Raw genomic sequence first — 23,100 nt, 5'->3', positions numbered from 1 at the left:
CGGGGTCGGTCGCCTTTGCATTGCCCTGTCCCACTTTGGCAATGCGTCTTGACCTGCCTGTCGAATGTCCAAAAGGGGTTTTGCCTCTCCCGATGGAACTGACTGACCTTGCGTTGTGAATATCTGATCCGCCGCCATCTTGTCCCAGATGCGCGGCGGTTTTTTTATGCGCTGGTTTCTAACGTCGACAGCGCATCAAGTGTGGCATCAAACGCCAACATAATTGACGCGTGACGATTTTTGTAATCCTTGGCCGGTTGCAGAACCTCAAGCGCGTCAAACGGGGCCTCAGGAATGTCGCCATCGTTCTTGAGCATATCCAACAACTGATCGCGGGCGATCTTGATTTGATCGGTGCGAAGCCCAACGATATGGGCACCGACCACAGCGGCAGCAGCCTGACCAAGGGCACAGGCTTTGACGTCTTGGCCATAGTCAGTGACGATCCCATCGGCGACTTTGACATCAACGGTTACAGTCGATCCACATAGGGGGGCACGTTTCTTGGCCGTTGCCGAAGGCGCATCCAAACGTTCTGTGCGGGGCATATCCGCAGCCAGCGCCAATATCCGCCCGGAATACAGTTTGATCATATCTGTTTCTGCTGACATGATATTTGCCCTTCTTAGCCGTCCCCCTTAGATAGGGCCAAGACGTTCCGTTGCAAAGGGTTCACTGATGTCATTTGATCCAACCACACTGAAATTTAACGAAGCCGGATTGATCCCCGCAATCGCACAGGACGCCACATCAGGCGAGGTGCTCATGATGGCTTGGATGAACGTCGAGGCCGTCGCCAAAACACTGGAAACGGGCCGGGTGACATATTGGTCCCGTTCACGGCAATCATTCTGGATCAAAGGCGAAACAAGCGGCCACACCCAGGAATTGGTTGCGTTCAAAGTTGATTGTGACCGTGATTGCCTGCTGGTCGAGGTTAATCAAACTGGCGCGGCCTGTCACACCGGGCGGCGAACCTGTTTTTATACCTCAGTCGAAGATGGCAAAGAGATTGTCACGATGGAGCCCATGGACGACTAGCGTTACTCTGCCATCCCAATCATGCGCCGAATGTCAGATGGGCTGGCGCCTTCGGCCCTGTATTTTGACAGCGCCTTTGAACGATCAATCTTGGCAAGGCGCTTGCCATTCTCATCAGTAATCAGACGGTGGTGGTGGTATTCAGGGCGCGGCCATCCCATCAACGTCTGTAGCAGAACTTGAATTGGCGTTTGTTCCCATAGATCCATACCACGGACAACATGGGTGACCTTTTGCAATGCGTCATCATGAACACAAGCGAGATGATAGGCCGGGTCGCCTGTGTTCTTGCGGATCAGAACAGTATCTCCAACACGGCTAAGCAATGTGTTAGGATCAACCTCTATTGTGCTGGATCCATCGTCAGAGTGCGCAACAAAGGTCATTTCAGTTTGAATTTGGCTAACGGCCACCTGTAGGTTCAGACGGATGGCATCGCCCGGCTTTGCATCAGACATTGGGCGAGAGCGGCAGATACCTGGATAGACAAGCCCCTCAACACCGGGCTTTGCACCTGCATTTTGGATGTCGCGCCGTGTACATGAACACGGATAGACAAGCCCGCGTTCTGCAAGCTGCTCAATCACGACTTGGTAATCTGCGTAGTGGTCTGATTGCCGTCTGACGGGCAGGGGCCAAGTTAACCCAAGCCAAGTCAAGTCTTGGTAAATCGCCTCTTCGAATTGCGGTCGGGCGCGCGTGCTATCAGTATCCTCGATCCTAAGCAAAGCCGTTCCGCCGAAGTGCGCGGCAACATCCCAAACTGTCAAAGCAGAAAGCGCATGCCCAAGATGCAAAGGTCCCGTTGGCGAAGGCGCGAACCGCGTGATCATTGCTACACAGCCTGATCGAGCCAGGCCTTCCAATCTGCCTTGGCCCGGTCGGTGTAGGCCTTGTACCTATCCTTGCGGTTCCGGCGTCCGTTTTTGACGCCATCAACAGGTGGGAACAGGCCAAAATTCACGTTCATTGGTTGAAAGGTCTTTGCCTCCGCCCCGCCTGTGATATGCGTGACCAAGGCGCCCATCGCTGTGGTGTGTGGCACAGCCGGGAGTGTCTTTCCTGTGATTTCTGCGACGGCCAAACGCCCTGCCAGCAATCCCATTGCTGCGCTTTCGACGTAGCCTTCCACACCAGTGATCTGGCCTGCGAAACGCAGATTGGGGCGCGTCCGAAGCCGCATTTGATCATCCAGCAGCGTTGGAGAATTGATAAACGTATTACGGTGGATACCACCAAGACGCGCAAACTCGGCATTTTCGAGTCCGGGAATCTGTTTGAAAACAGATTTCTGCGCCCCGTATTTCATCTTTGTTTGGAAGCCTACAATGTTATAGAGCGTCCCTAGTGCATTATCCCGGCGTAGCTGCACGACGGCATAGGGCTTGTTTTCGGGATCATTCGCGTTTGTCAGGCCGACGGGTTTCATCGGTCCAAAGCGCAGGGTCTCGCGCCCGCGCTCTGCCATCACTTCAATCGGCAGACACCCATCAAAATAGCCCGCGGTTTCACCGTCTTTGAATTCAGTTTTCTCGGCGGCAAGAAGCGCGTCGATAAAGGATTCATACTGCTCTTTGGTCATCGGGCAGTTCAGATAGGCGGTTCGCTCTTCTTCGGTCTCACCCTTGTCGTAGCGGGATTGAAGCCACGCGACATCCATATTGATGGATTCTTGATATACAATCGGCGCAATCGCATCAAAAAATGCGAGTGACTCGGCGCCAGTTTCCTGTTGGATCGCCTCTGCGAGCGTCCCTGATGTCAGCGGACCGGTTGCGATGATCCATGTCCCATCGTTTGGGAGCGTCGTGATCTCATCATATGAAATCGTGATATTGGGATGGCTGGCCAATGCAGCAGTCACGCTTTCGGCAAAGGGATCACGATCAACAGCCAAGGCGCCGCCCGCAGGCAGTCGATGCTTGTACGCGGTTTGCATGATCAAGCCACCTGCTTGCAGCATTTCCCAGTGCAATAGGCCAACGGCGTTTTGTTCGTGATCGTCTGATCGAAACGAATTTGAGCAAACCATTTCGCCTAGGTTGCCTGTACGATGCGCAAAGGTTTCGACCTTGGGCCGCATTTCATGAATGACAACCTGCAGCCCCGCATTCGCCGCCTGCCAAGCTGCCTCTGATCCGGCCATACCGCCGCCGATGATGTTTAATGTCTGATCCATGACGCTGATCTAATCGCGGCTTTGATAAATGAAAAGCCCCGGCAGTGAATGCCGGGGCCAAAATCAAGACTTCTTCAAGCTCGCAAATTTGGGCTTAGAAGCGATCCAATGAAAACGCGGCGAGATCCATAAACGAACGCGCCTTTGTAAATGTGCCGCCATTCCCACCAAAGTCATAGCTCACGTTGAGGCCAACATAAACTTCTGGATCGGCTGCAGTGTAGTTTGTCGCTCCGTCGTTTGCCGTAATGCCAAGACGGCCCAGCTCTGCTTCGACACCAAATCCATTTCCGAAGTCATATCCGGCGCTCACTGCGACATCCGTCACAGTCGCTTCGATCAGAGCACCACTAGAAGTGATACCAATAGATGGGGAGAATGCGTCATAGCTTGCCCCGACGGTGAAACCTTGAGCCAAACCAACTTCAAGAGCCATTCCTCCAAATGTATAGTCTTCGCTGGAGTTTGCCGCCAAATCGGTCATGGCATAGTAGGCATCAAACGATGTCTTACCTGAACGCATCCCGAATTCGACGCCAACGGCATTGATATTGTCTACATGCGCATCAGTCGATTCAGTGGCAACAAAAACACCAATAGCAGATGTTGGCGTAGCTTTGTAGAGCGCGTGGGCGGTCAAATTGGTCGCATCATAGCTGCTCGGCTCATAGTAGTAGGAATCCCCACTGTGGCCGTAGAGACCCAGACTGGCACCAAGCGTAAATACGGGCGTGATAGCAAATTCTGCTGTTCCTTCTAGGCTCGTTTGGTTCGCATCTGAACCGTCACCGGTCAGAAATGCTGTGCCAACCTCGACAGAGGCAGCGCTAAGCCCCATGTTCTGCGCAAAAGCAGGTGTCATCGCCGTGGTAACCAGAAGTGAGGCAAGAGCAATTTTGGAGGTCATGTTTTTTAAAACCTTATGATGAATTATAAAAACACCTATAAATTGTTTCGTTGGGTTGACTAGGCGAGGCTGCAAAACAAAATCGGGTGTTTCTCAAACGCCACAAATAACCCGCCCAGAACAACGCGTTTTGGGCGGGTTATTTAATCGTTAGGTCTGTCGGCTGATTAGCTATCGTCGCCTTCCTCTTCGCCTTGATCGGCAATCCAAGCGACGCTTACAACGGTTTCGCCTTTGCCGGTGTCAAAGACTTTGACGCCGCCAGCACCGCGAGAGCGGAAAGAGATCCCGTCGATGGGAACGCGGATGGATTGGCCAGTTGAGGTCACGAGCATGATCTGGTCCGACATTTCCACTGGGAAAGAGGTAACCAGTGGGCCGCCGCGCATGGCTTTGTCCATTGCGGCCACACCCATGCCGCCACGTCCACGGACAGGGTAGTCGTGGCTTGACGATAGTTTGCCTGAACCTTTGGCCGTGATCGTCAGGATCAGATTTTCAGCGGCTGACATCTCTGCATAGCGTTCTTGGCTGATTGCACCTGCGACGGCTTCGTCGTCGTCGTCCGTCTCAGCATCATCGGCAAGCCCAGCCATTGCGCGGCGCATTTTCAGATAGGCCGCACGCTCATCAGCTTCGGCCTTAAAGTGGCGAATGATCGACATCGAGACGACCTTGTCTTCGCCTTGCAGCTTAATGCCACGAACACCGACCGAGGCGCGCGAATTAAAGACCCGAACATCCGTTGCCGGGAAGCGGATTGCACGACCTGAATCTGTGACCAACATCACGTCATCTTCGTTTGATGCAATGCGGGCATTGATCAAAGTAGTGCCTTCATGCTCGCCTTCAAACTTCATGGCGATTTTGCCGTTGCGCATCACGTTTGTGAAGTCTGACAGTTTGTTACGACGCACAGTTCCAGCAGAAGTCGCAAAGACAACTTGTAAGTCATCCCACTCTTCTTCGGGGCGGTCGACGGGCATAATCGCCGCAATAGAGACCCCTTGCGGGATCGGAAGGATATTCACGATCGCCTTACCTTTGGCGGTGCGGCTACCCAGCGGTAGGCGCCAAGTCTTGAGCTTGTAGACCATCCCATCTGTGGTGAAGAACAACAGCTGCGTGTGCGTATTCGCGACAAAGAGGGTCGTAACGACATCCTCTTCTTTGGTCTGCATCGAGGACAGGCCTTTGCCACCGCGACGCTGTGCACGGAAGTCAGCCAAAGCTGTCCGTTTGATATAACCGCCTGAGGTGACCGTGACGACCATATCTTCGCGTTCGATCAGATCCTCGTCGTCCATATCACCGGCCCAATCGACAATCTCGGTCCGGCGGGGCACAGCAAAGAGTTCCCGCACCTCATGAAGCTCATCACGGATGATCTGCATGATGCGATCACGCGAGCCAAGAATTTCGAGATATTCCCGGATCTTACCCGCAAGTTCTTGAAGTTCATCTGTAACTTCTTTGACGCCAATTTGGGTCAATCGTTGCAAACGCAATTCGAGGATTGCGCGGGCTTGGGTTTCCGACAGATTGTAGGTGCCGTCATCGTTCGCCGTATGGGTCGGATCATCAATCAACGCGATATATTCAAGGATCGTTTCAGCGGGCCAACGACGTGTCATTAGCTTTTCACGTGCGGTTGCGGCATCTGCTGACGAACGAATGGTGGCAACGACCTCGTCAATATTTGTGACCGCAACAGCCAAGCCGCAAAGTATATGCGCACGTTCACGGGCTTTGCGTAGTTCATAGGCCGTACGGCGGGCGACAACATCTTCGCGGAAATCAATAAACGCAGTCAGGAATGTCCGGAGCGTCAGCTGCTCTGGTTTACCACCATTAAGCGCCAGCATGTTACAGCCGAAATGCGTTTGCATAGGCGTAAAGCGGAACAATTGGTTTAGCACCACTTCCGCCGTTGCATCGCGCTTGAGTTCGACAACAACGCGTACGCCGTTCCGATCGGATTCATCTTGGACATGCGCGATGCCTTCGATCCGCTTTTCGCGGGCCGCCTCGGCGATCTTGTCGATCATGACCGATTTATTCACCTGATAGGGAATTTCGTCGATGACAATCGCGTAACGATCTTTGCGGATTTCTTCGACGTGGGTCTTGGACCTGACAACAACCGATCCGCGCCCTTCGAGGTAGGCTTTGCGTGCACCTGAACGACCTAGGATAATCCCGCCAGTTGGGAAGTCTGGGGCAGGGATGTAATCGATCAGTTGCTCGGACGTCAGATCGGGATCGTCAATCAGCGCAAGGGTGGCATCGACAACCTCGCCCAAGTTATGAGGCGGAATATTGGTAGCCATACCAACGGCGATACCACCAGCACCATTGACCAGCATATTCGGGAAACGCGCAGGCAGAACCGTTGGTTCACGGTCCTTGCCATCATAGTTGTCCTGAAAATCAACAGTATCTTTGTCGATATCCGCCAACAAGAACGTGGCTGGTTTGTCCATACGGACTTCGGTGTAACGCATAGCGGCGGCACGGTCGCCATCCATGGAGCCAAAGTTACCTTGACCGTCTAGCAGCTTGACGGACATCGAGAATTCCTGCGCCATCCGCACCAGTGCGTCGTAGATCGCGCTATCGCCGTGCGGGTGGTATTTACCCATAACGTCGCCGACAGGGCGGGCAGATTTACGATAGGCCTTGTCTGGCGTATTGCCGCTTTCGTTCATGCCATAAAGGATACGGCGGTGCACGGGTTTCAAGCCGTCCCGCAGGTCGGGGATCGCGCGGCTGACGATCACGCTCATCGCGTAATCCAGATAGCTGTTTTTCAGCTCGTGTTCGATGGTGACTGCTGGCCCGTCATAGACGTAGCGCGCGGGCGTGTTTTCACCTTCGTTTTCAGGGGTTTCTGGAGTATCGTTCACGTGGACCGCCTGTTGTTATTCTTACTGCTATATCTCGTTCAAGATATCTTATCAGACACTTGATATAGGGTGCAATGGGCGATGCAAAGTCAGTGGGTTAGACGCAGTGATTTACGCCTAACCCCTTGATGTTTATATTCAAGTTTCCGCCCTGATGATCAGCTTTCAGGGCGTCATGAATTGGCATTAGCCAGCGCGATTGATCATGCCAAACAGATCACGCGGATCGTCCGGGTCTGCGATCAAGTCGATATCAACGTAAAACGGGGTGTCTTTAGTCTGCTGATGAACATAGCGCAGGGCGCTAAAGTCCGCGATCGCAAAGCCGACACCGTCGAAGAGCGTCACCTCGGATGCACTCGTCCGCCCCTTTGTTTCGCCTCTGATGACCTGCCACAGTTCTGTGACTGGGTGATCCTCAGGCATCTGCTGAATTTCACCTTCGATACGGGTTTGCGGTGTGTATTCAACAAAGACATTGGATCGCGCAACAATATCACGGTGTAGTTCTGTTTTGCCGGGACAGTCGCCTCCAATCGCGTTGATATGTACGCCTGCGCCGACCATGTTGTCCGTCAAAATCGTCTGCATATCTTTGTCGGCCGTTGCCACGGTAATTACATCAGCCCCTTCAATCGCTTCTTCAGGGGTGGCGCATGTCGTAATACTGAACCCAAGCCCCGAAAGGTTTGCTGCACATTTCTTGGTTGCCTCAGGGTCAATGTCATAGAGGCGGATGTCCGAAATTCCGCAAACGGCCTTGATCGCGAGACATTGAAACTCAGACTGCGCGCCATTCCCGATCATCGCCATCGTTTTCGCATCGGGCGAGGCCAAATGTTTCGTGGCAACTGCGGACATCGCACCCGTGCGCAGCGCTGTCAGGACCGTCATCTCTGAAAAGAGGATCGGATAGCCCGTGTAGACGTCCGAAAGCACGCCAAATGCGGTGACGGTTTGCAGCCCTTCCTTCATATTTTTCGGGTGGCCGTTCACATATTTGAACCCATAAAGTTCGCCGTCAGAGGTTGGCATCAGCTCAATTACACCGACGTCAGAGTGGCTGCCCAAACGCGGGGTTTTGTCGAACAATTCCCAACGCGCAAAGTCTTGTTCGATCTCAGCCGCCAAATCGGACATGAATTTCTCAATCCCAATGCTGTGGATCAGCCGCATCATGTTATCGACGCTGACAAAGGGCACCATGGCGAGTTGTGATGCTTTGGGGGTCATTTATAGCTCCGGGTTGGACGGTCAAAAACACGACGGCCTAGCAATGACGCTGTTAGGTCGACCATGAGGTTTGCGGTCTGGCCGCGATCATCAAGAAATGGGTTCAATTCCACGAGGTCCAAAGAGGTCACCAATCCAGAATCGGACAGCATCTCCATAACCAAGTGGCCTTCGCGAACAGTGGCGCCACCGGGAACGGTTGTTCCAACAGCTGGCGCGACCGAGGGATCAAGGAAATCGACGTCGAGGGATACATGTAGTATGCCGTTAGCCGCGTGTACTTTGTCCAAGAAAGTTTGCAGCGGCGCACTGATCCCTTGTTCATCGATCATCCGCATATCCACCAGCATGACGTCCCCGTCATCCAGCACTGCATGTTCTGCATCGTCAACAGATCGTAGGCCAATCATACAGATGTTTGCGGGATCAACAGGCGCTGGCACAGGCGGGTAGGCGTCAAATCCATCGCGCCCTGTTACATAGCCGACTGGCGTGCCATGTAAATTGCCGCTGTCGGTCGTGTCAGGTGTGTGGATGTCGCTATGCGCATCAAGCCACAACACAAAGAACGGGCGCCCCAACGATTTGGCGTGTGCCGCCATACCCGCGACGGTGCCTGCCGCCAGCGCGTGATCGCCACCCATGAAGATGGGCATGCCACGGGGGGCTGCCTCTTGCGCTGCCGTCATCAGGGTCTGCGTCCAGCCGACATTCTCAGCAAGCTTATAGACCTTGGGATTTGAAGCTGGGGCAACATCAACCGTCGCCGGTGCGAGATTACCTAGGTCTTCGACGGAATGGCCAAGTGCAGTAATCGCCTCGGCGATACCTGCGGTACGATAGGCATCAGGCCCCATAAGGCACCCGCGAACGCGTTTCCCGCAGTCCACAGGCGCACCAATTAAGATACAGTGTTTTTGTGTCATGTCGCGATTATTGGCCAAAACAACGGGTGGAGATAGGGCGCAAATTGTGCAAAATGATACATCATTTGACAAAACGAGTGATCATAATGGACAAATTGGATACTCGGCTAATCGGCGCTTTGCGACGCAATGGACGTGCGTCTTTGTCGGAATTGGCAGCCGAGCTGAAAGTCACCCGTAGCACGGTACGTAGCCGATTAGATCGGTTGGTGGATGGTGGTGAAATTGTTGGATTTTCGGTGCTTACCCGCTCCGACGTCAGGCCCGATCCGGTCCGCGGCTTTATGATGCTGGAAATCGCCGGGCGTGGTGCTGAAAAGATATCCAAAAGCCTGACACGGATGCCACAGGTGCAGATGGTTCATTCCACCAACGGCACCTGGGATCTGATCGCGGAAATCGGCACCGCGACCCTTGAAGAGTTTGATCATGCATTGACGGCTATTCGCCGTCTCGAAGGCGTCACGCGGAGCGAGACGAGCCTTCTGCTGTCGACGCGCCGCTAAGCAGCACAGCCTTGATCCAAAAACCCACCAAAATGAACGAGAAAATCCCATTCCATGTCGGCATCGAGAGGGTCAGGAATTCCCACGAAACCTGATCGCACATGATGACTTTGGGGCCCTCAATAGCCAAAAGGCCCGCGCCATCCAAACCATCAAGCACGCCATTGCCCGTGCAGCTTGATGGGCCGTCCCACCAGTCGCGCTCCACACCCATATGGAAGAAACCAATTGTACCGGTTGTGGCTGCGGCCAATGCGCCCAAGATGGGTAACAAGCGACCCCGTATTTTCCACGCAAGGAAACCGATCGCTATCGCGATCACATGTGGCCACCGTTGCCAGATGCACATCGCACATGGCGGGTAACCGAAGAATTGGAACAAGAATGCCCCACCAAGAAGTGCAGCAGATCCGCCTGCCGCCAGCAGCACCATAAGATTACGCATTAAAGTAGACCCACCGCGGCAAAGCCGCCGATAAGCAAGACACAGAATACGATGAAGACAAGCCCCAGTCGGCGTTCGATAAAGTCACGGATAGGTTCCCCGAATTTCCACAAGAGCGCCGCGACCAAAAAGAAACGCAGCGCACGGGCGATAATGGCGGAAATGACAAAGACAGGGAAAGAGAGTTGGGTCACACCTGACGCGATCGTGATGACTTTGAACGGAAATGGCGTAACACCCGCCGTCAGCACAGCCCAAGCGCCCAATTCATTGTATCGCATCGCGAATTCTTCGAATGCTTCACCTTTGTGATAAAAGTCGAGAATTGGCTGGCCGATTGTCTCCATCAAGGCAAAGCCGATGTAATAGCCGAACATGCCGCCCAAGACCGACGCGACGGTCGCAATACCTGCAATGAGGAACGCGCGCGATGGCCGCGCAATAATCATCGGGATCATCAGGACATCAGGCGGAATAGGAAAGAAGGATGATTCAACGAACGCGACAATCGCAAGCGCCCAAAGTGCATAGCGCGTCTGCGCCAAAGAGAGCGTCCAATTGTAGAGACCGCGCAACATAATTCATCCTTTCAATGCTTTTAGCGTTAGGCCACGGCTGTCCAGCGGGGTCAAGCTTGTGTGGTCGTGTGAAGCAGGTAAACTAAAGTTTATTCAGCGGGAGAGTATAAAATGAAGTGGCAGGGACGGCGCGGTAGTCGCAATATCGAAGACAGACGCAGAGCAGGCGGGACGCGAAGTGCTGGCGGTATTGGTGGTGTCGGCGCGATCGTCGTCTTGATTGTTGGTTGGTATTTCGGTGTCGATGTCAGTCAATTCGTCAATCTGGGCGGCGAAGGGCAGGGTAGTGCACAGTCCACTGAACTTACGGCTGCTGATGAACGTGCCGGTGAATTTGTTTCTGTGACGCTCGCCGATACAGAGGAAGTTTGGACTGACATTTTCAGGCAGCAATTGGGACAGGTCTATAATGCTCCTGCTCTGGTTCTGTTTAAGGGGCAGACCCAATCCGCATGCGGTGGTGCCTCGGCTGCGACGGGCCCTTTTTATTGTCCGCCCGAGAAGAAGGCGTTTCTTGATACGGCCTTCTTTACGACCCTTGAGGAACGGCTGGGGGCGGGCGGTGATTTTGCCGCGGCCTACGTCGTGGCACATGAGGTCGCCCACCACGTCCAGAACGAATTAGGTATTCTAGGGCAGGCTAATCAGATCCGTGCCAGATCATCAGAACGCGAATCAAATGCGATTTCGGTGCGAATCGAACTCCAAGCAGACTGCTTTTCTGGAATTTGGGCGCGTGCGGCGCAGGAAAAATTCGGAAGCTTAGAGCGCGGGGATATTGCAGAAGCCATGAATGCGGCAGCACAAATTGGGGACGACACATTGCAACGCAATGCTGGTCAGCGTGTCCAACCACACACGTTTACTCATGGATCAAGCGAACAACGGCAACGCTGGTTCGTGCGCGGCTACGAGAGCGGATCGCTGAGCGATTGTGATACCTTTGGTGCTGCGCGACTTTAATTCATGAAATTGCATTCGATAGATTGACCTTGGTCGCGGTCCTGTTTAGGAGGTCCGCACTGGCCGATGTGGCGGAATGGTAGACGCAGGGGATTCAAAATCCCCCGATAGCAATATCGTGAGAGTTCGAGTCTCTCCATCGGCACCAGTACTACCAATGATATGCTTATAGTATTCGTTCAATTGCCCATTAGGGGCAATTCATGCTGACGTTGTAAACATGTTGTAACAGCTATCCCCACACTGATATGTTTCTACAAAATTAGTAATTTGGTTTCATGAAACATTTTGTGGGAATGACGAATGTCAGATTCGAACCGCCAACAGTCGACGTCTGAACTATGGATCCCTGATCCAGTGCGTAGCAAAACATTTGTTCCGTGTTTTACACCCGGTACACTTATTGCGACGCCACGGGGAGAGACGCGCGTTGAGGATTTGATCGTCGGGACCCGGATTATTACCCGCGATAGCGGTATTAAGCACATCAGTTGGGTTGGCCACAAAAAGCTGACGACCGAGGCGCTGGAGGCGTCGCCCGCGATACGCCCGATTGTCATCCAAGCTGGCGCCCTTGGTAATGGTCTGCCCGAACGAGATATGTCCGTCTCACCGTTTCATCGCATGCTTGTCGTATCAGAAGTCGCGCGTAAACATTTTGATGAAGCTGAGGTGCTGGTTTACGCCAAAGATTTGATCGTTCTTGAAGGCGTGTCAGTGTCAAACCCCTCGGCTGCAACCTATGTGCATTTTATGTGCGAAGATCACGAGGCAGTCCTTGCTAACGGTAGCTGGACTGAAACTTTTCAGCCAAGCGATTACGCAATGCAGGGCGTAGAAGAAGATCAGCGCAAAGAGCTGTTTCGCCTATTCCCAGAACTTGCCACAATGGAAGGCCTCAAGAAATATCGCGCAGCACGTAAGACGTTGAATAAGAACGAAACCAAACGGCTGTTTCGGTCTTAGTGTTGTTTCCGCCAGTTCTCCCAGTCTTCGGGCGTATCGAGGTCAAGCAACGCTTGCGGGCCAAGCTTTATATGTTTGGTCTTTTGCCTGTGCGCGGCAATAATCGGGGCCGCCCCTTTATCCCCATCTAAATGTGCAAACGCGGATCGTAGTTGGCCGTCGAAAATGACAGGGTGGCCGGGTTTGCCTGCATTATCAGTTCCCCGCCAAATCAATACGTCGCCATCAGTGTTACTCAAATCTATCATCTTACGTAGATCACTGGTTTCGAGCGCTACGAGATCGGCGAGCGCGATCATAAAACGTGGCACATCAGGGAGCGACGCAACCCCGTGTCGCAGGCTCGCCGACAGTCCATCTTTATGATCAGGTACAGAAATAACCTCGACGGGTAGATCAGCGATTGCCGTCGCGCGTGCATGGGTTTCAGAGGGAACCGTTACAAACACGCGCTGTCCAGTCGCAAGCGCGCGTTCGCATTGCAGCCGGATCAGTGGCATGCCCCGAACCGGCTCAAGTAATTTGTCGCGACTACCCATCCGTTTTGATTGTCCAGCCGCCGGAATTATAATCGGGCAGATAGGGTCATCAGCTTGGGTGGCGCGCATGTGATCAGTCTAGGGAATAATCCGCGTGTATTTCGTGCCCTCGAGGGTGGCACCCAAACGCAGACCAGTCTGACCAAAGACAACCGCGATCACCGGAGAAAGTGAAGTAGTGGTTTCTGCGCGCAACATTTCGCTTTGGGCGCTGACCGCATATTCGATATCGGCGCCAGCCGCCCAACCGGGGGATTGACGGAAGTCCATCAGCGCATCTTGGGTCATAAAGAACAGCACGTGACTATATTGTTGCGCCCCGATCTGAAGTCCCGCACTGCCAGATGTCGAAGAATAGTAATCAACAGTCGAATTGCCGATCCGTAAGGCGCCACGGCCAAACGATCCACCAAGCCCAAGACCGACCTCGGTGATCAGTGGCATTACCAAGATCCCACTTGCACGGCTCGCCAGCTGTTGGGTCCCCGGATATTGGGCATACATCGCATTGAGAGTCGTATCGACACGCGCATCAATCGTGGCAGGTCCTGTGCTGCCAATGCCATTGCTACATGCACTTAGCCCTGTTGCAGCCATCGCGCCAAGCGCGAAATTGCGCCGGGTAAAATTGGTCATAATATCTCTGCCTTGTTTGCCTGTTATGCGAAGCGTTGCTCGCTTCTTGTGTTAAAAGTATAGGCAATAACCCATAGGCTGTCACCCATTGGTTTGTTTCGTCGCCTCTGGCCAGGCCGTCTACTGCATCAGGCGGGCTGCTGTGGGGGCGAAATATGTCAGGATTCCATCGCATCCCGCGCGTTTGAAGGCCAGCAGGCTTTCCATCATGACCTTATCTCCGTCGAGCCATCCATTTTGGATGGCCGCCTGTAGCATCGCGTATTCCCCGCTGACCTGGTAGGCAAATGTCGGCACGCCGTAGGCATCTTTGACGCGGCGACAAATATCGAGATATGGCATTCCCGGCTTTACCATGACCATATCGGCACCTTCTGATAGGTCACGCTCAACTAGCCTTAGCGCCTCATCACTGTTGCCTGGATCCATTTGATACGTCTTTTTGTCGCCAGTTAGCGCCGATGAGGCCCCGACGGCATCCCGAAATGGCCCGTAAAAGGCAGAGGCGTATTTGGCGGTGTAGCTCAGGATTGTGACGTTCTGATGATTTTCCGCCTCAAGAGCAGAGCGGATCGCAGCAATGCGTCCATCCATCATATCAGACGGTCCAAGAATATCCGCGCCAGCCTCGGCCTGTGCTAGGGCCATTTTGACAAGCGCTTCGACCGTGCGATCATTAACGATCTCACCATTTTCAACAAATCCGTCGTGGCCGTTGATATTATAGGGATCAAGCGCAATATCCGTCATCACTGCGATATCGGGTGCCACATCTTTGATGGCGCGGATCGCCTGATTGGTCAGGTTGTTTGGGTCCCATGCCATCGCACAATCTTCGGTGCGGGCCTCCATTCCGGTGTAAGGAAACAGACAGATCGCAGGAATGCCCAATGACTGCGCCTCAAGGGCTGCCTTGGCTACGCGGTCAACCGTTTTACGGGTCACGCCCGGCATTGAGGTGACTGGCGTTTCATCATCGTGACCATCCATCACAAAGACAGGCCAGATGAGATCATCAACCGTGAGCGTATTTTCGCGTGTCAGCGCGCGAAGACTAGCAGATTGCCGGTTCCGGCGCAGGCGCGTAGCGGGAAAGGGGGCGACAGTCGGTTTCATCAGATGGCCTTTCGTAGTTGTTGCCTTGGTCGCACGGTTTTTTCCGCTTCACAAGTCTGGGCATCTGCGCTTCATAGCGCTAACGTCCAAGAACATATTTTAGATCAACAGGACACAACATTGGATCGGATGGAGTTCATTTCACGTTTGCTTAATCTGCAAACGTTTTCAAATATTTGGTTCTGGGGACTCATGTGTGTTTTGTGGATGCTCGTCAGTTATTGGGTGCTTGGTGTGCCCTATGACATGATCCAGCGTGCACGCAGACTTGGCGGACAGGCCGAAAACGAATTGCTTGTTTTGCTGGAAATCAAGGCGGGGCGCCTCGCAAGGCTCTGGTCAGAAGGTGGGGCGTTTTTCGTCGGCATCGTGGCCTTTGTGTTAACCAGTATGGCCGTCACCGGTTTCTACTATGGTATCGAAGCAGCTCAGGGGCTGTTCTTACTACTTACACCACTGGCAATCGTTGGCGCGATGAACTTACGCGCCGGAATTGTCATTTCGCAGCGCGAAATGAGCCACGCAGAAAGACTGCGTCGGCTGCTCAACCTGCGGATATGGGTCCAAGTAGTTGGTGCCATCGCGGTTTTTGTCTCTGCAGCCTATGGGATGGTTTATAATCTGGCGATGCATTTTCATTTGCTGAGCGGTTGACACCAAAGACGGGAAGGTTAGTTGCTCGATCATGTCTGATCAAACTCATATCACCGTGAGCGGCGCGCCAGAAGGCTACGACGCCAAGCTTATCTTGGACGAACTCGCTAAGGGGCGGCCTGTTGTACATGTGGCGCGCGACGACAAGCGTCTGGCAGCAGTTAAATCTGCGCTGGCTTTCTACGCGCCCGATGTGCCGGTGTTTGTTTTTCCTGCTTGGGATTGTCTGCCATATGACCGCGTGTCTCCGAATGCTGATGTCTCGGCCGGACGGATGGCAACCTTGGCCGGTCTTGTTCATGGCATGCCCGAGCAGTTTATTCTTTTGACAACAATTGCGGCTGCGACCCAGCGGGTGCCAGCGCGCGCCTTGCTGCGCGAGGCCGCATTTCAAGCGACCGTTGGATCACGCATTAACGAAGAAGCGCTGCGTAACTTCTTGGTTCGTATGGGATTCACGCAAAGTCCGACGGTGATGGAACCGGGCGACTATGCGATCCGTGGCGGGATTATTGATATCTTTCCGCCCGGACAGTCAGGGCCTGTTCGCTTAGACCTCTTTGGCGACGTCTTGGATGGTGCGCGTCGGTTTGATCCGGCCACACAGCGCACGACTGAAAAGCTCAGCGAAATTGAACTGGCACCCGTTTCAGAGGTGATTTTGGACGAGGCCGCGATCACGCGTTTTCGTCAGAATTACCGGATCGAATTTGGTGCAGCAGGCACAGACGATCCGCTTTACGAGGCGGTCAGCGCCGGACGGAAACATGCCGGGATAGAGCATTGGCTCGGCTTTTTCCAAGAGGATTTGGAAACGCTATTCGACTATTTGCCGCGCGCCACCATCTCGCTGGATGATCAGACCACACCGATGCGGCTATCGCGATGGGAAAGCATCAATGACCAGTACGGCACAAGGATGCACGCCCTAAGCCAAAAAGGGCGGATGGATAGCGTTTACAAACCCGCACCACCGGGATTGCTCTATCTTGATGACGAAGCATGGGGCGCTGCCGTGGCAAACCGGCGTGTTCTACAATTTGCGCCGCTCAAACAGGCCACAGGGATTGGCGTCATTGATGCAGGCGGCCGCATCGGGCGTAATTTTGCACCAGAGCGGCAGCAAGAAAAGATCAGCCTTTTCAGTAGCTTAGCAGATCACCTTAAAGCCCGCTTACAGCAGGGGCCCGTCGTGATCGCATCTTACTCTGAAGGTGCGCGCGAGCGGATTGAAGGATTGGTGGAAGACGAAGGGATCACCGAAGCAATTCCGATCAAGGATTTCAGCCGCGTCGGCAAAACCGGGCTTCACCTTGCTGTTTGGCCGCTGGATCACGGGTTTGAAACCGACGCTCTGACCGTCATCTCGGAACAAGATGTGCTTGGTGATCGGCTCATCCGGAAAGGCAAACGCAAACGACGTGCCGAGAATTTCCTATCCGAAGTGAACAGCCTAAACCCCGGTGATTTGGTTGTGCACGTGGATCACGGCGTCGGGCGTTTTCGCGGGATGGAAGTCGTCACAACTTTGGGTGCCGCGCACGAATATCTATTTCTAGAATACGCCGAAGAAACAAAGCTTTATCTGCCGGTTGAAAACATTGAACTGCTCTCAAAATACGGTCATGACACTGGGCTGTTGGATAAGTTGGGCGGTGGTGCTTGGCAGGCGAAAAAGGCCAAGCTGAAAGAACGCATTCGCCAGATTGCCGAGCGATTGATCCGCGTGGCTGCCGAACGCGAGTTGCGTACTGCACCCGCCATGGACCCGCCCGATGGGATGTGGGATCAGTTTCTCGCACGTTTCCCCTATGTGGAAACCGATGATCAGCTTTCGGCAATTGCAGACGTGTTGGATGATCTGGGTGCGGGCAAACCTATGGATCGGCTCATCTGTGGGGATGTAGGTTTTGGCAAAACAGAGGTCGCAATCCGCGCGGCATTTGTCGCGGCCTTGTCTGGTATTCAGGTTGCGATTATCGCGCCGACAACATTGCTCGCGCGCCAACACTATCAGAATTTCGCAGAAAGGTTTCGTGGATTTCCCGTTAACGTGCGTCCGCTATCTCGTTTTGTTTCGACGAAGGATGCAGCGCTGACCCGAGATGGTCTGGCCAAAGGCACTGTTGATGTTGTCGTTGGAACACATGCGTTGCTGGCCAAAGGGGTAAAGTTCAAGAACCTTGGGCTGCTTGTCATCGATGAGGAACAGAAATTTGGCGTGCAGCACAAAGAACGCCTCAAGCAGCTGCGGACGGATGTCCATGTGCTGACATTGACCGCAACACCAATTCCACGAACGTTGCAGTTGTCACTGTCTGGGGTGCGTGACCTTTCGATCATCGGCACACCGCCGATTGACCGTTTGGCCATTCGCACCTACGTCAGCGAATTCGATACCGTCACCGTGCGCGAAGCGCTGCTGCGCGAACATTATCGCGGTGGCCAGTCGTTTATCGTGGTGCCACGCATTCGCGATATGGCCGAGATGGAAGAGTTCCTGAAAAAGGAAATGCCAGAAGTCAGCTACATCACGGCGACCGGACAGATGGCTGCCGGCGAGCTAGATGATCGTATGAATGCGTTTTACGACGGAAAATACGATGTGCTATTGGCGACGACGATTGTTGAATCGGGGCTCGATATTCCGACAGCGAATACGATGATTGTCTGGCGCGCCGATATGTTTGGCCTGTCACAGCTTTATCAAATTCGTGGTCGGGTTGGGCGCTCAAAAACACGCGCCTATGCCTATCTAACGACAAAACCGCGCCAAAAACTTACAGAGTCCGCACAGAAACGACTACGTGTTCTTGGGTCAATTGATAGTCTGGGTGCTGGGTTTACTTTGGCATCGCAGGATCTTGATATTCGTGGGGCAGGGAACCTATTGGGCGAAGAGCAATCCGGCCAAATGCGTGAAGTTGGATATGAACTTTATCAGCAAATGCTAGAGGACCAAATCGCCGCGATTAAATCGGGCGATGCCGAAGCGATTATTGACGACGGTCAATGGGCGCCGCAAATCAACCTTGGCGTCCCTGTGATGATCCCAGAAGACTACGTGCCTGATCTAGATGTTCGGTTGGGTCTATATCGCCGCTTGTCGGAACTGACGACCAAAGTTGAACTCGAAGGCTTTGCAGCCGAACTTATTGATCGCTTTGGCAAGCTGCCACGCGAGGTCAACACATTGATGCTGGTTGTTCGGATCAAAGCCATGTGCAAACGTGCTGGCATTTCCAAGCTCGACGCCGGACCCAAAGGTGCGACAATTCAGTTCCACAACGATAAATTTGCATCGCCGCATGGGCTGGTGGAATTTGTCCATGCACAAGGTGGCGCAGCGAAAGTCAAAGACAACAAGATCGTGGTCATGCGGGATTGGACCAAAGAGCGCGACAAGATCCAAGGTTCGTTCAATATCGCCCGTGATCTGGCGCAAAAGCTGGCCGAAGAGAAAAAGAAAAAGGCTGGGTAAACCCAGCCTTTGTTTTGAGTATTTTGAACAAAGCGAGGGTTATTCCTCGCCGGGTCGTTTGATCAATGTCGTCAGCGCCAAGGCAAGGCTAGACAGGACCAGTGCGCCATAGGCCATGGGAAGTGGCGTGCCATCAAACATCATTGCAATAGGTGCTGCGATAATCACCGCACCAACTGTCGCGACCGCTGCGATGACGGATGCTGCGAGGCCAGCGATATGGCCCATTTCCTCCATTGCGAGCGCGTTGAGGTTACCAATCGTCAGGCCCGCTTGGAAGAAGTTGCCCGCGACCCAGATCAAATAGGCACCAAAGCTGAGCCAGTAAGGGCCATCGATAAAGGTAACAACGATCAGCATAAGTGTGAGCGAAATTTGCGCGGTGTACATGGCTTTGATGATCGCGCGCATCCCAAGGCGGACGACAAGCTTCGCATTTAAGACACTTGCTGAGGACGCAAAGATCGCAATGGCACCGAACCAGAGGTGGAAGTTCTCGCCTTGGTCAAAGGTTTGGTCAAAGACCTGTTGAGTGGAAGAAATCAACGTAAACAACATTCCGAAAGTCAGGGTCTGCACCATAATTGACAGCCGCGCGGTTCGGTGGACGAACATCTCTTTGATGGCGCTGAGTAGAGCGCGAATGCTCAGCGGGCGGCGATTTTCTTGAGTCAGTGTCTCGGGTTGGCGCATGAAAAGCCAGAGCGTCACGATGGATGCAAAGATGACGAACGCGGCAAAGATACCATGCCATCCGAACCCCAAGATGATGTAGTGACCGATGGTTGGTGCAAGTGCCGGAACAATTGAGAATACGATCATCACAAAGGACATGATGCGTGCCATCTCGCGTCCAGAGTAGAGGTCGCGCACCAACGCCATTGCCACCACCCGCGGTCCAGCAGCACCGAGCCCCTGAACGACACGTGCGACGAGCATCACCTCGAGTGTTTGTGCAGCCCAAGCCGCGACACAGGCCAAGATATATATCAATGCGCCGCCGACCATGACAGGTTTGCGCCCAAATGCGTCTGATAAGGGGCCGGTGAACATCGTCCCTACGCCCATTCCCAGAACGAAACTGGTGACGATTAACTGGGCGCGGTTCATGTTCAGCGGGGTAAGGTCCATGCCGATTTGCGGCAAAGCGGGAAGCATCGCATCAATTGAAAAGGCGACGGTCGCTGCAAGCATTGCCATCAAGGCAATGAATTCTGTTTGTGGGAGGCGTTTCATGTGGCTAGTCCAATAGAAAAAATGGGCCTGCGATGTCCTGTCATCGCAAGCAATAGGAAAAAGATAGGCGTAAGTATTTGAACCCCTAGGGGGCCATGGCGACCTGATGTCCGTCTTTTGTGTGCCAGGCTGGCTGCGCGGGTCTCATGCGTCTTCTTCTAACTTTTCCATGATCTCTTGGATCACTTTGGTCCAGACCTCAGGCGGTTGGGCACCGGGGACGGCATGTTTCTGAGCCACAATAAAGGTAGGGACCGAGTTTACACCCATTTTGCGACTATGGAGATCACGGGCTTTGATGTCGTCTGTGTCTGCATCAGAGCCAAGCAGTTTCATCACTGTAGCCGCATCCATTTCGGCGGTATCCGCAATATCGGCGAGCACTTCATGATTGCCGATGTCGCGTCCTTCGACAAAGTAGGCCTTGAACAACAAATCGACGACAAATGTCTGACGTCCTTCGATTCCCGCCCAATGGATCAGCCGATGCGCGTCAATGGTATTGGGTGTGGTTTTGATTGCTTCAAAATTGATCACGGCACCGGATTTTTCGGCATGTTCCGCCACGGGTGCATAGGCGCGCACTGCGCCTTCTTGGCCGCCAAACTTTGCCTCGAGATAAGCGCGTCGATCCATACCCGATGCGGGCATATCAGGGTTCAGCTGGAACGGATGCCATTCAATCACAAACGGATGGTCGGGAAAGTCCAGCAGCGCCTTGTCCAAATTGGTCTTGCCGATGTAGCACCAAGGGCAAATGGGGTCTGAGATGATATCGAGTTTAACCATTTGGGTCTCCTGACGCGTGGCACCGGTGAATTTGGTGTGACATCCGTAGGCAACATGCCAGCGTGCGCGTATTGCTACCCTTGATGCATAACATCTCAGGATCGCAGGACCAGTGCCTGAGCGAAGATTTAATGTGCGCAGATGCGCAGAGTCCGTAAGTCTCTGTGCGAATGGTGCGACCGCATTGCGCTGTGGTTGCAAGCGCGAAAACCACTGATTAAGAAGTGCGCTATGACAGAAAATGACCCCAAGAGCCTGATCCGCGTCGCCCATGAAAATGGAGATAGCACTATCGCGCAGCCGCTTGATCTGGGTGCGCGCGTGCGTGAGCTACGTAAGGCAAGAAGTTGGACGCTGGAACAGGCTGCTCAGCAGGCCGGTCTGGCGCGTTCTACATTGTCCAAAATCGAAAACGGTCAGATGTCACCCACCTATGACGCGTTAAAAAAGCTGGCAGTCGGATTGGAAATTTCTGTCCCCCAGCTATTTACGCCACCGTCTAAGGGGCAAGTAAATGGCCGCATGGCCGTGACCCGAAATGGTGAAGAAGGCACCAAGATCACGACAACCTACGAGCATGCGCTGCTGGCGGAAACGCTAACAATGAAAAAGATGCTGCCCTACCGTGCACGCGTTCGTGCGCGGTCAATGGATGATTTTGATGGTTGGGTTCGCCACGACGGCGAAGAGTTTCTTTATGTGCTGACGGGGCAGATCCGGCTGTATACCGAATTCTATGAACCTATTGAGTTAGGGCGCGGTGACAATGCCTATTACGATGCGTCGATGGGGCATAATGTGGTTTCAATTAGCCAAGAGGACGCCACCATCCTATGGGTGACGTCGCTCGGTTAATCCTTGAACAGGCGGGGCAAGATCGCCATCCCAACCCCAACCGCAATGATCTGCATAACGATGAACATAGGGATATGCGCGGGATTGATCCCGGCAAACGTATCACTGAAACCTCGGGCGATTGTGACCGCAGGGTTCGCAAAGCTGGTCGAAGACGTAAACCAATACGCCCCTGTGATATAAAGGGCGACAAGCGTCGGCACCCGGTCGTGGGCTGTCGCAATGCCGCCAAAGATCACAAAGAGCAATCCAAACGTGGCGAGGATTTCAGAGAACCACTGAGAGACACCGCTGCGTGATGTCGTGGAAATCTGAAGGATCGAGAGATCAAACATCAAATGTGCAGCCCACACGCCAAGGATCGCGCCAACAATCTGGACGATGACATATTGTCCGGCATCGGTGACCGAGATTTCACCCTTGATCAGAAACGCGAGCGTCACTGCCGGATTGAAATGTGCCCCAGAAATTGGCCCTAGGGTCGTGATAATCCCATATAGAATACATCCCGTTGCAATCGCATTCGCAAGCAAAGCAATCGCGACGTTTCCGTTCGACAGCGTATCGCCCATGATGCCAGACCCGATCACACCAATCAGCAAAAACGCAGTACCAAGTCCTTCGGCGGCAAGCTTACGCATGATCCGCACCGATTTTGTTCAATGCAGCGTGGAGTTCTGACTGTGAAAAGGTTTCAAATGGCAATGCGAACAAGGACTGCGCACGCGCATCTAGCTGTGCATAGGCGGCCTCAAACGCGTTTTTCCAATCGTCGGGGGTGGCTGCTGCGGGGTCTTCGACACCCCAATGCGCGCGCACGGGCGCACCGGGCCAATAGGGGCATTCCTCGGCAGCGGCAGATCCGCAAACGGTGATAACGGCATCCATTTTCGGGGCGTCATCCGTGGCAAAGTCATCCCAGCTCTGAGATTTCAATCCGTCGGTCGGAAAACCATGTTCCGCCAATAGTGTCAGTGATTGCGGATGCACCTTTCCCGCGGGTTTTGACCCAGCAGACCAAGCGCGGATTCGACCATTCGACCGATGTGACAGGATGCTTTCGAGCAGGATAGAGCGGGCAGAATTGCCAGTACAGAGAACGAGGATATTCATAGTGACCTTCTTTGCGTTCTGGCCCCGCCTA

23 protein-coding genes and 1 tRNA gene are annotated in these 23,100 nt (G+C 53.6%); 8 read left to right on the top strand and 16 right to left on the bottom strand.

The window, feature by feature from the left end; genetic code table 11:
• Window positions 1-164 precede the first annotated feature (164 nt).
• Window positions 165-611 carry an iron-sulfur cluster assembly scaffold protein gene (locus tag TW80_RS04985; protein ID WP_045996200.1) on the bottom strand — a complete coding sequence of 149 codons (447 nt, stop codon included), beginning with the start codon at window positions 609-611 and terminating at the stop codon, window positions 165-167.
• Window positions 612-678: 67 nt separating this feature from the next.
• Between TW80_RS04985 and hisI the strand changes: the two genes are divergently transcribed.
• On the top strand, window positions 679-1,041 hold the full coding sequence (hisI, locus tag TW80_RS04980) for a phosphoribosyl-AMP cyclohydrolase (RefSeq protein ID WP_045996199.1): 363 nt from the start codon (window positions 679-681) through the stop codon (window positions 1,039-1,041).
• 2 nt (window positions 1,042-1,043) lie between these two features.
• On the opposite strand, the gene gluQRS is transcribed toward hisI, so the two are convergent.
• From gluQRS to rocF, 6 genes are all read right to left on the bottom strand, one after another.
• Entirely contained in the window at window positions 1,044-1,874 is an 831-nt protein-coding gene (gene gluQRS / locus TW80_RS04975) for a tRNA glutamyl-Q(34) synthetase GluQRS (protein WP_045996198.1), read from the bottom strand.
• 2 nt (window positions 1,875-1,876) lie between these two features.
• A complete protein-coding gene (gene trmFO, locus TW80_RS04970; protein ID WP_045996197.1) occupies window positions 1,877-3,220 on the bottom strand; it encodes a methylenetetrahydrofolate--tRNA-(uracil(54)-C(5))-methyltransferase (FADH(2)-oxidizing) TrmFO in 1,344 nt (447 codons plus the stop codon).
• 94 nt (window positions 3,221-3,314) lie between these two features.
• On the bottom strand, window positions 3,315-4,127 hold the full coding sequence (locus tag TW80_RS04965; RefSeq protein ID WP_157033211.1) for a hypothetical protein: 813 nt from the start codon (window positions 4,125-4,127) through the stop codon (window positions 3,315-3,317).
• A 167-nt stretch (window positions 4,128-4,294) separates the two neighbouring features.
• Window positions 4,295-7,033, bottom strand: coding sequence for a DNA gyrase subunit A (gyrA, locus tag TW80_RS04960; RefSeq protein WP_045996195.1), 2,739 nt, complete (start codon window positions 7,031-7,033; stop codon window positions 4,295-4,297).
• Between the two features lie 186 nt (window positions 7,034-7,219).
• The gene (locus TW80_RS04955) at window positions 7,220-8,266 is read right to left on the bottom strand and encodes an ornithine cyclodeaminase (protein WP_045996194.1); all 1,047 of its coding nucleotides are present in this window, start codon (window positions 8,264-8,266) and stop codon (window positions 7,220-7,222) included.
• Window positions 8,263-9,192 (bottom strand): arginase, encoded by a 930-nt coding sequence (rocF, locus tag TW80_RS04950; protein WP_045996193.1) that lies wholly within the window; start codon window positions 9,190-9,192, stop codon window positions 8,263-8,265. The genes TW80_RS04955 and rocF overlap by 4 nt, the downstream gene beginning before the upstream one ends.
• An 86-nt stretch (window positions 9,193-9,278) precedes the next feature.
• Between rocF and TW80_RS04945 the strand changes: the two genes are divergently transcribed.
• On the top strand, window positions 9,279-9,698 hold the full coding sequence (locus TW80_RS04945) for an Lrp/AsnC family transcriptional regulator (protein WP_045996192.1): 420 nt from the start codon (window positions 9,279-9,281) through the stop codon (window positions 9,696-9,698).
• On the opposite strand, the gene TW80_RS04940 is transcribed toward TW80_RS04945, so the two are convergent.
• Both TW80_RS04940 and TW80_RS04935 read right to left on the bottom strand, forming a co-directional pair.
• Window positions 9,655-10,143: a disulfide bond formation protein B gene (locus tag TW80_RS04940; RefSeq protein ID WP_045996191.1), complete on the bottom strand. Its 489-nt coding sequence runs from the start codon at window positions 10,141-10,143 to the stop codon at window positions 9,655-9,657. The genes TW80_RS04945 and TW80_RS04940 overlap by 44 nt on opposite strands.
• Window positions 10,143-10,721, bottom strand: a complete 579-nt coding sequence (locus tag TW80_RS04935; protein WP_045996190.1) for a YqaA family protein — start codon at window positions 10,719-10,721, stop codon at window positions 10,143-10,145. Before TW80_RS04935 ends, TW80_RS04940 begins: the two co-directional genes overlap by 1 nt.
• A gap of 111 nt (window positions 10,722-10,832) precedes the next feature.
• Between TW80_RS04935 and ypfJ the strand changes: the two genes are divergently transcribed.
• From ypfJ to TW80_RS04920, 3 genes are all read left to right on the top strand, one after another.
• Window positions 10,833-11,684 (top strand): KPN_02809 family neutral zinc metallopeptidase, encoded by an 852-nt coding sequence (gene ypfJ, locus TW80_RS04930; RefSeq protein ID WP_045996189.1) that lies wholly within the window; start codon window positions 10,833-10,835, stop codon window positions 11,682-11,684.
• 62 nt (window positions 11,685-11,746) lie between these two features.
• Window positions 11,747-11,832 (top strand) — tRNA-Leu (locus tag TW80_RS04925).
• A gap of 155 nt (window positions 11,833-11,987) precedes the next feature.
• Window positions 11,988-12,650 (top strand): Hint domain-containing protein, encoded by a 663-nt coding sequence (locus TW80_RS04920; protein ID WP_052700888.1) that lies wholly within the window; start codon window positions 11,988-11,990, stop codon window positions 12,648-12,650.
• Here the strand turns inward: TW80_RS04920 and TW80_RS04915 are convergent.
• From TW80_RS04915 to hemB, 3 genes are all read right to left on the bottom strand, one after another.
• Window positions 12,647-13,258: a nucleotidyltransferase family protein gene (locus tag TW80_RS04915; RefSeq protein ID WP_045996188.1), complete on the bottom strand. Its 612-nt coding sequence runs from the start codon at window positions 13,256-13,258 to the stop codon at window positions 12,647-12,649. The two genes, TW80_RS04920 and TW80_RS04915, sit on opposite strands and share 4 nt — an antisense overlap.
• A gap of 9 nt (window positions 13,259-13,267) precedes the next feature.
• Complete coding sequence (locus TW80_RS04910) at window positions 13,268-13,825, bottom strand: lipid-binding SYLF domain-containing protein (protein ID WP_045996187.1); 558 nt, start codon at window positions 13,823-13,825, stop codon at window positions 13,268-13,270.
• Between the two features lie 120 nt (window positions 13,826-13,945).
• Window positions 13,946-14,941: a porphobilinogen synthase gene (gene hemB / locus TW80_RS04905; RefSeq protein ID WP_045996186.1), complete on the bottom strand. Its 996-nt coding sequence runs from the start codon at window positions 14,939-14,941 to the stop codon at window positions 13,946-13,948.
• A gap of 3 nt (window positions 14,942-14,944) precedes the next feature.
• Between hemB and TW80_RS04900 the strand changes: the two genes are divergently transcribed.
• Together TW80_RS04900 and mfd are read left to right on the top strand one after the other, a co-directional pair.
• Window positions 14,945-15,595, top strand: coding sequence for a hypothetical protein (locus TW80_RS04900; protein ID WP_052700887.1), 651 nt, complete (start codon window positions 14,945-14,947; stop codon window positions 15,593-15,595).
• Window positions 15,596-15,626: 31 nt separating this feature from the next.
• Complete coding sequence (gene mfd / locus TW80_RS04895; RefSeq protein WP_045996185.1) at window positions 15,627-19,076, top strand: transcription-repair coupling factor; 3,450 nt, start codon at window positions 15,627-15,629, stop codon at window positions 19,074-19,076.
• 39 nt (window positions 19,077-19,115) lie between these two features.
• Here the strand turns inward: mfd and TW80_RS04890 are convergent, their stop codons facing one another.
• Both TW80_RS04890 and TW80_RS04885 read right to left on the bottom strand, forming a co-directional pair.
• Window positions 19,116-20,312: a multidrug effflux MFS transporter gene (locus TW80_RS04890; RefSeq protein ID WP_045996184.1), complete on the bottom strand. Its 1,197-nt coding sequence runs from the start codon at window positions 20,310-20,312 to the stop codon at window positions 19,116-19,118.
• A gap of 144 nt (window positions 20,313-20,456) precedes the next feature.
• Window positions 20,457-21,101: a DsbA family oxidoreductase gene (locus TW80_RS04885; RefSeq protein WP_045996183.1), complete on the bottom strand. Its 645-nt coding sequence runs from the start codon at window positions 21,099-21,101 to the stop codon at window positions 20,457-20,459.
• A 231-nt stretch (window positions 21,102-21,332) separates the two neighbouring features.
• On the opposite strand from TW80_RS04885, the gene TW80_RS04880 reads away from it, so the two are divergent.
• A complete protein-coding gene (locus TW80_RS04880) occupies window positions 21,333-21,956 on the top strand; it encodes a helix-turn-helix domain-containing protein (RefSeq protein WP_045996182.1) in 624 nt (207 codons plus the stop codon).
• On the opposite strand, the gene TW80_RS04875 is transcribed toward TW80_RS04880, so the two are convergent.
• Together TW80_RS04875 and TW80_RS04870 are read right to left on the bottom strand one after the other, a co-directional pair.
• A complete protein-coding gene (locus TW80_RS04875) occupies window positions 21,953-22,597 on the bottom strand; it encodes an aquaporin (protein WP_045996181.1) in 645 nt (214 codons plus the stop codon). The genes TW80_RS04880 and TW80_RS04875 overlap by 4 nt on opposite strands.
• The gene (locus tag TW80_RS04870) at window positions 22,590-23,069 is read right to left on the bottom strand and encodes an arsenate reductase ArsC (protein WP_045996180.1); all 480 of its coding nucleotides are present in this window, start codon (window positions 23,067-23,069) and stop codon (window positions 22,590-22,592) included. The genes TW80_RS04875 and TW80_RS04870 overlap by 8 nt, the downstream gene beginning before the upstream one ends.
• Window positions 23,070-23,100 lie beyond the last annotated feature (31 nt).

Origin of the sequence: Loktanella sp. S4079, from assembly GCF_000967725.1 — a bacterium.
Classification (GTDB): domain Bacteria; phylum Pseudomonadota; class Alphaproteobacteria; order Rhodobacterales; family Rhodobacteraceae; genus Yoonia.
The sequence above is the reverse complement of the archived record's forward strand: the minus strand, read 5'-3'. Positions and strand labels throughout refer to the sequence as shown.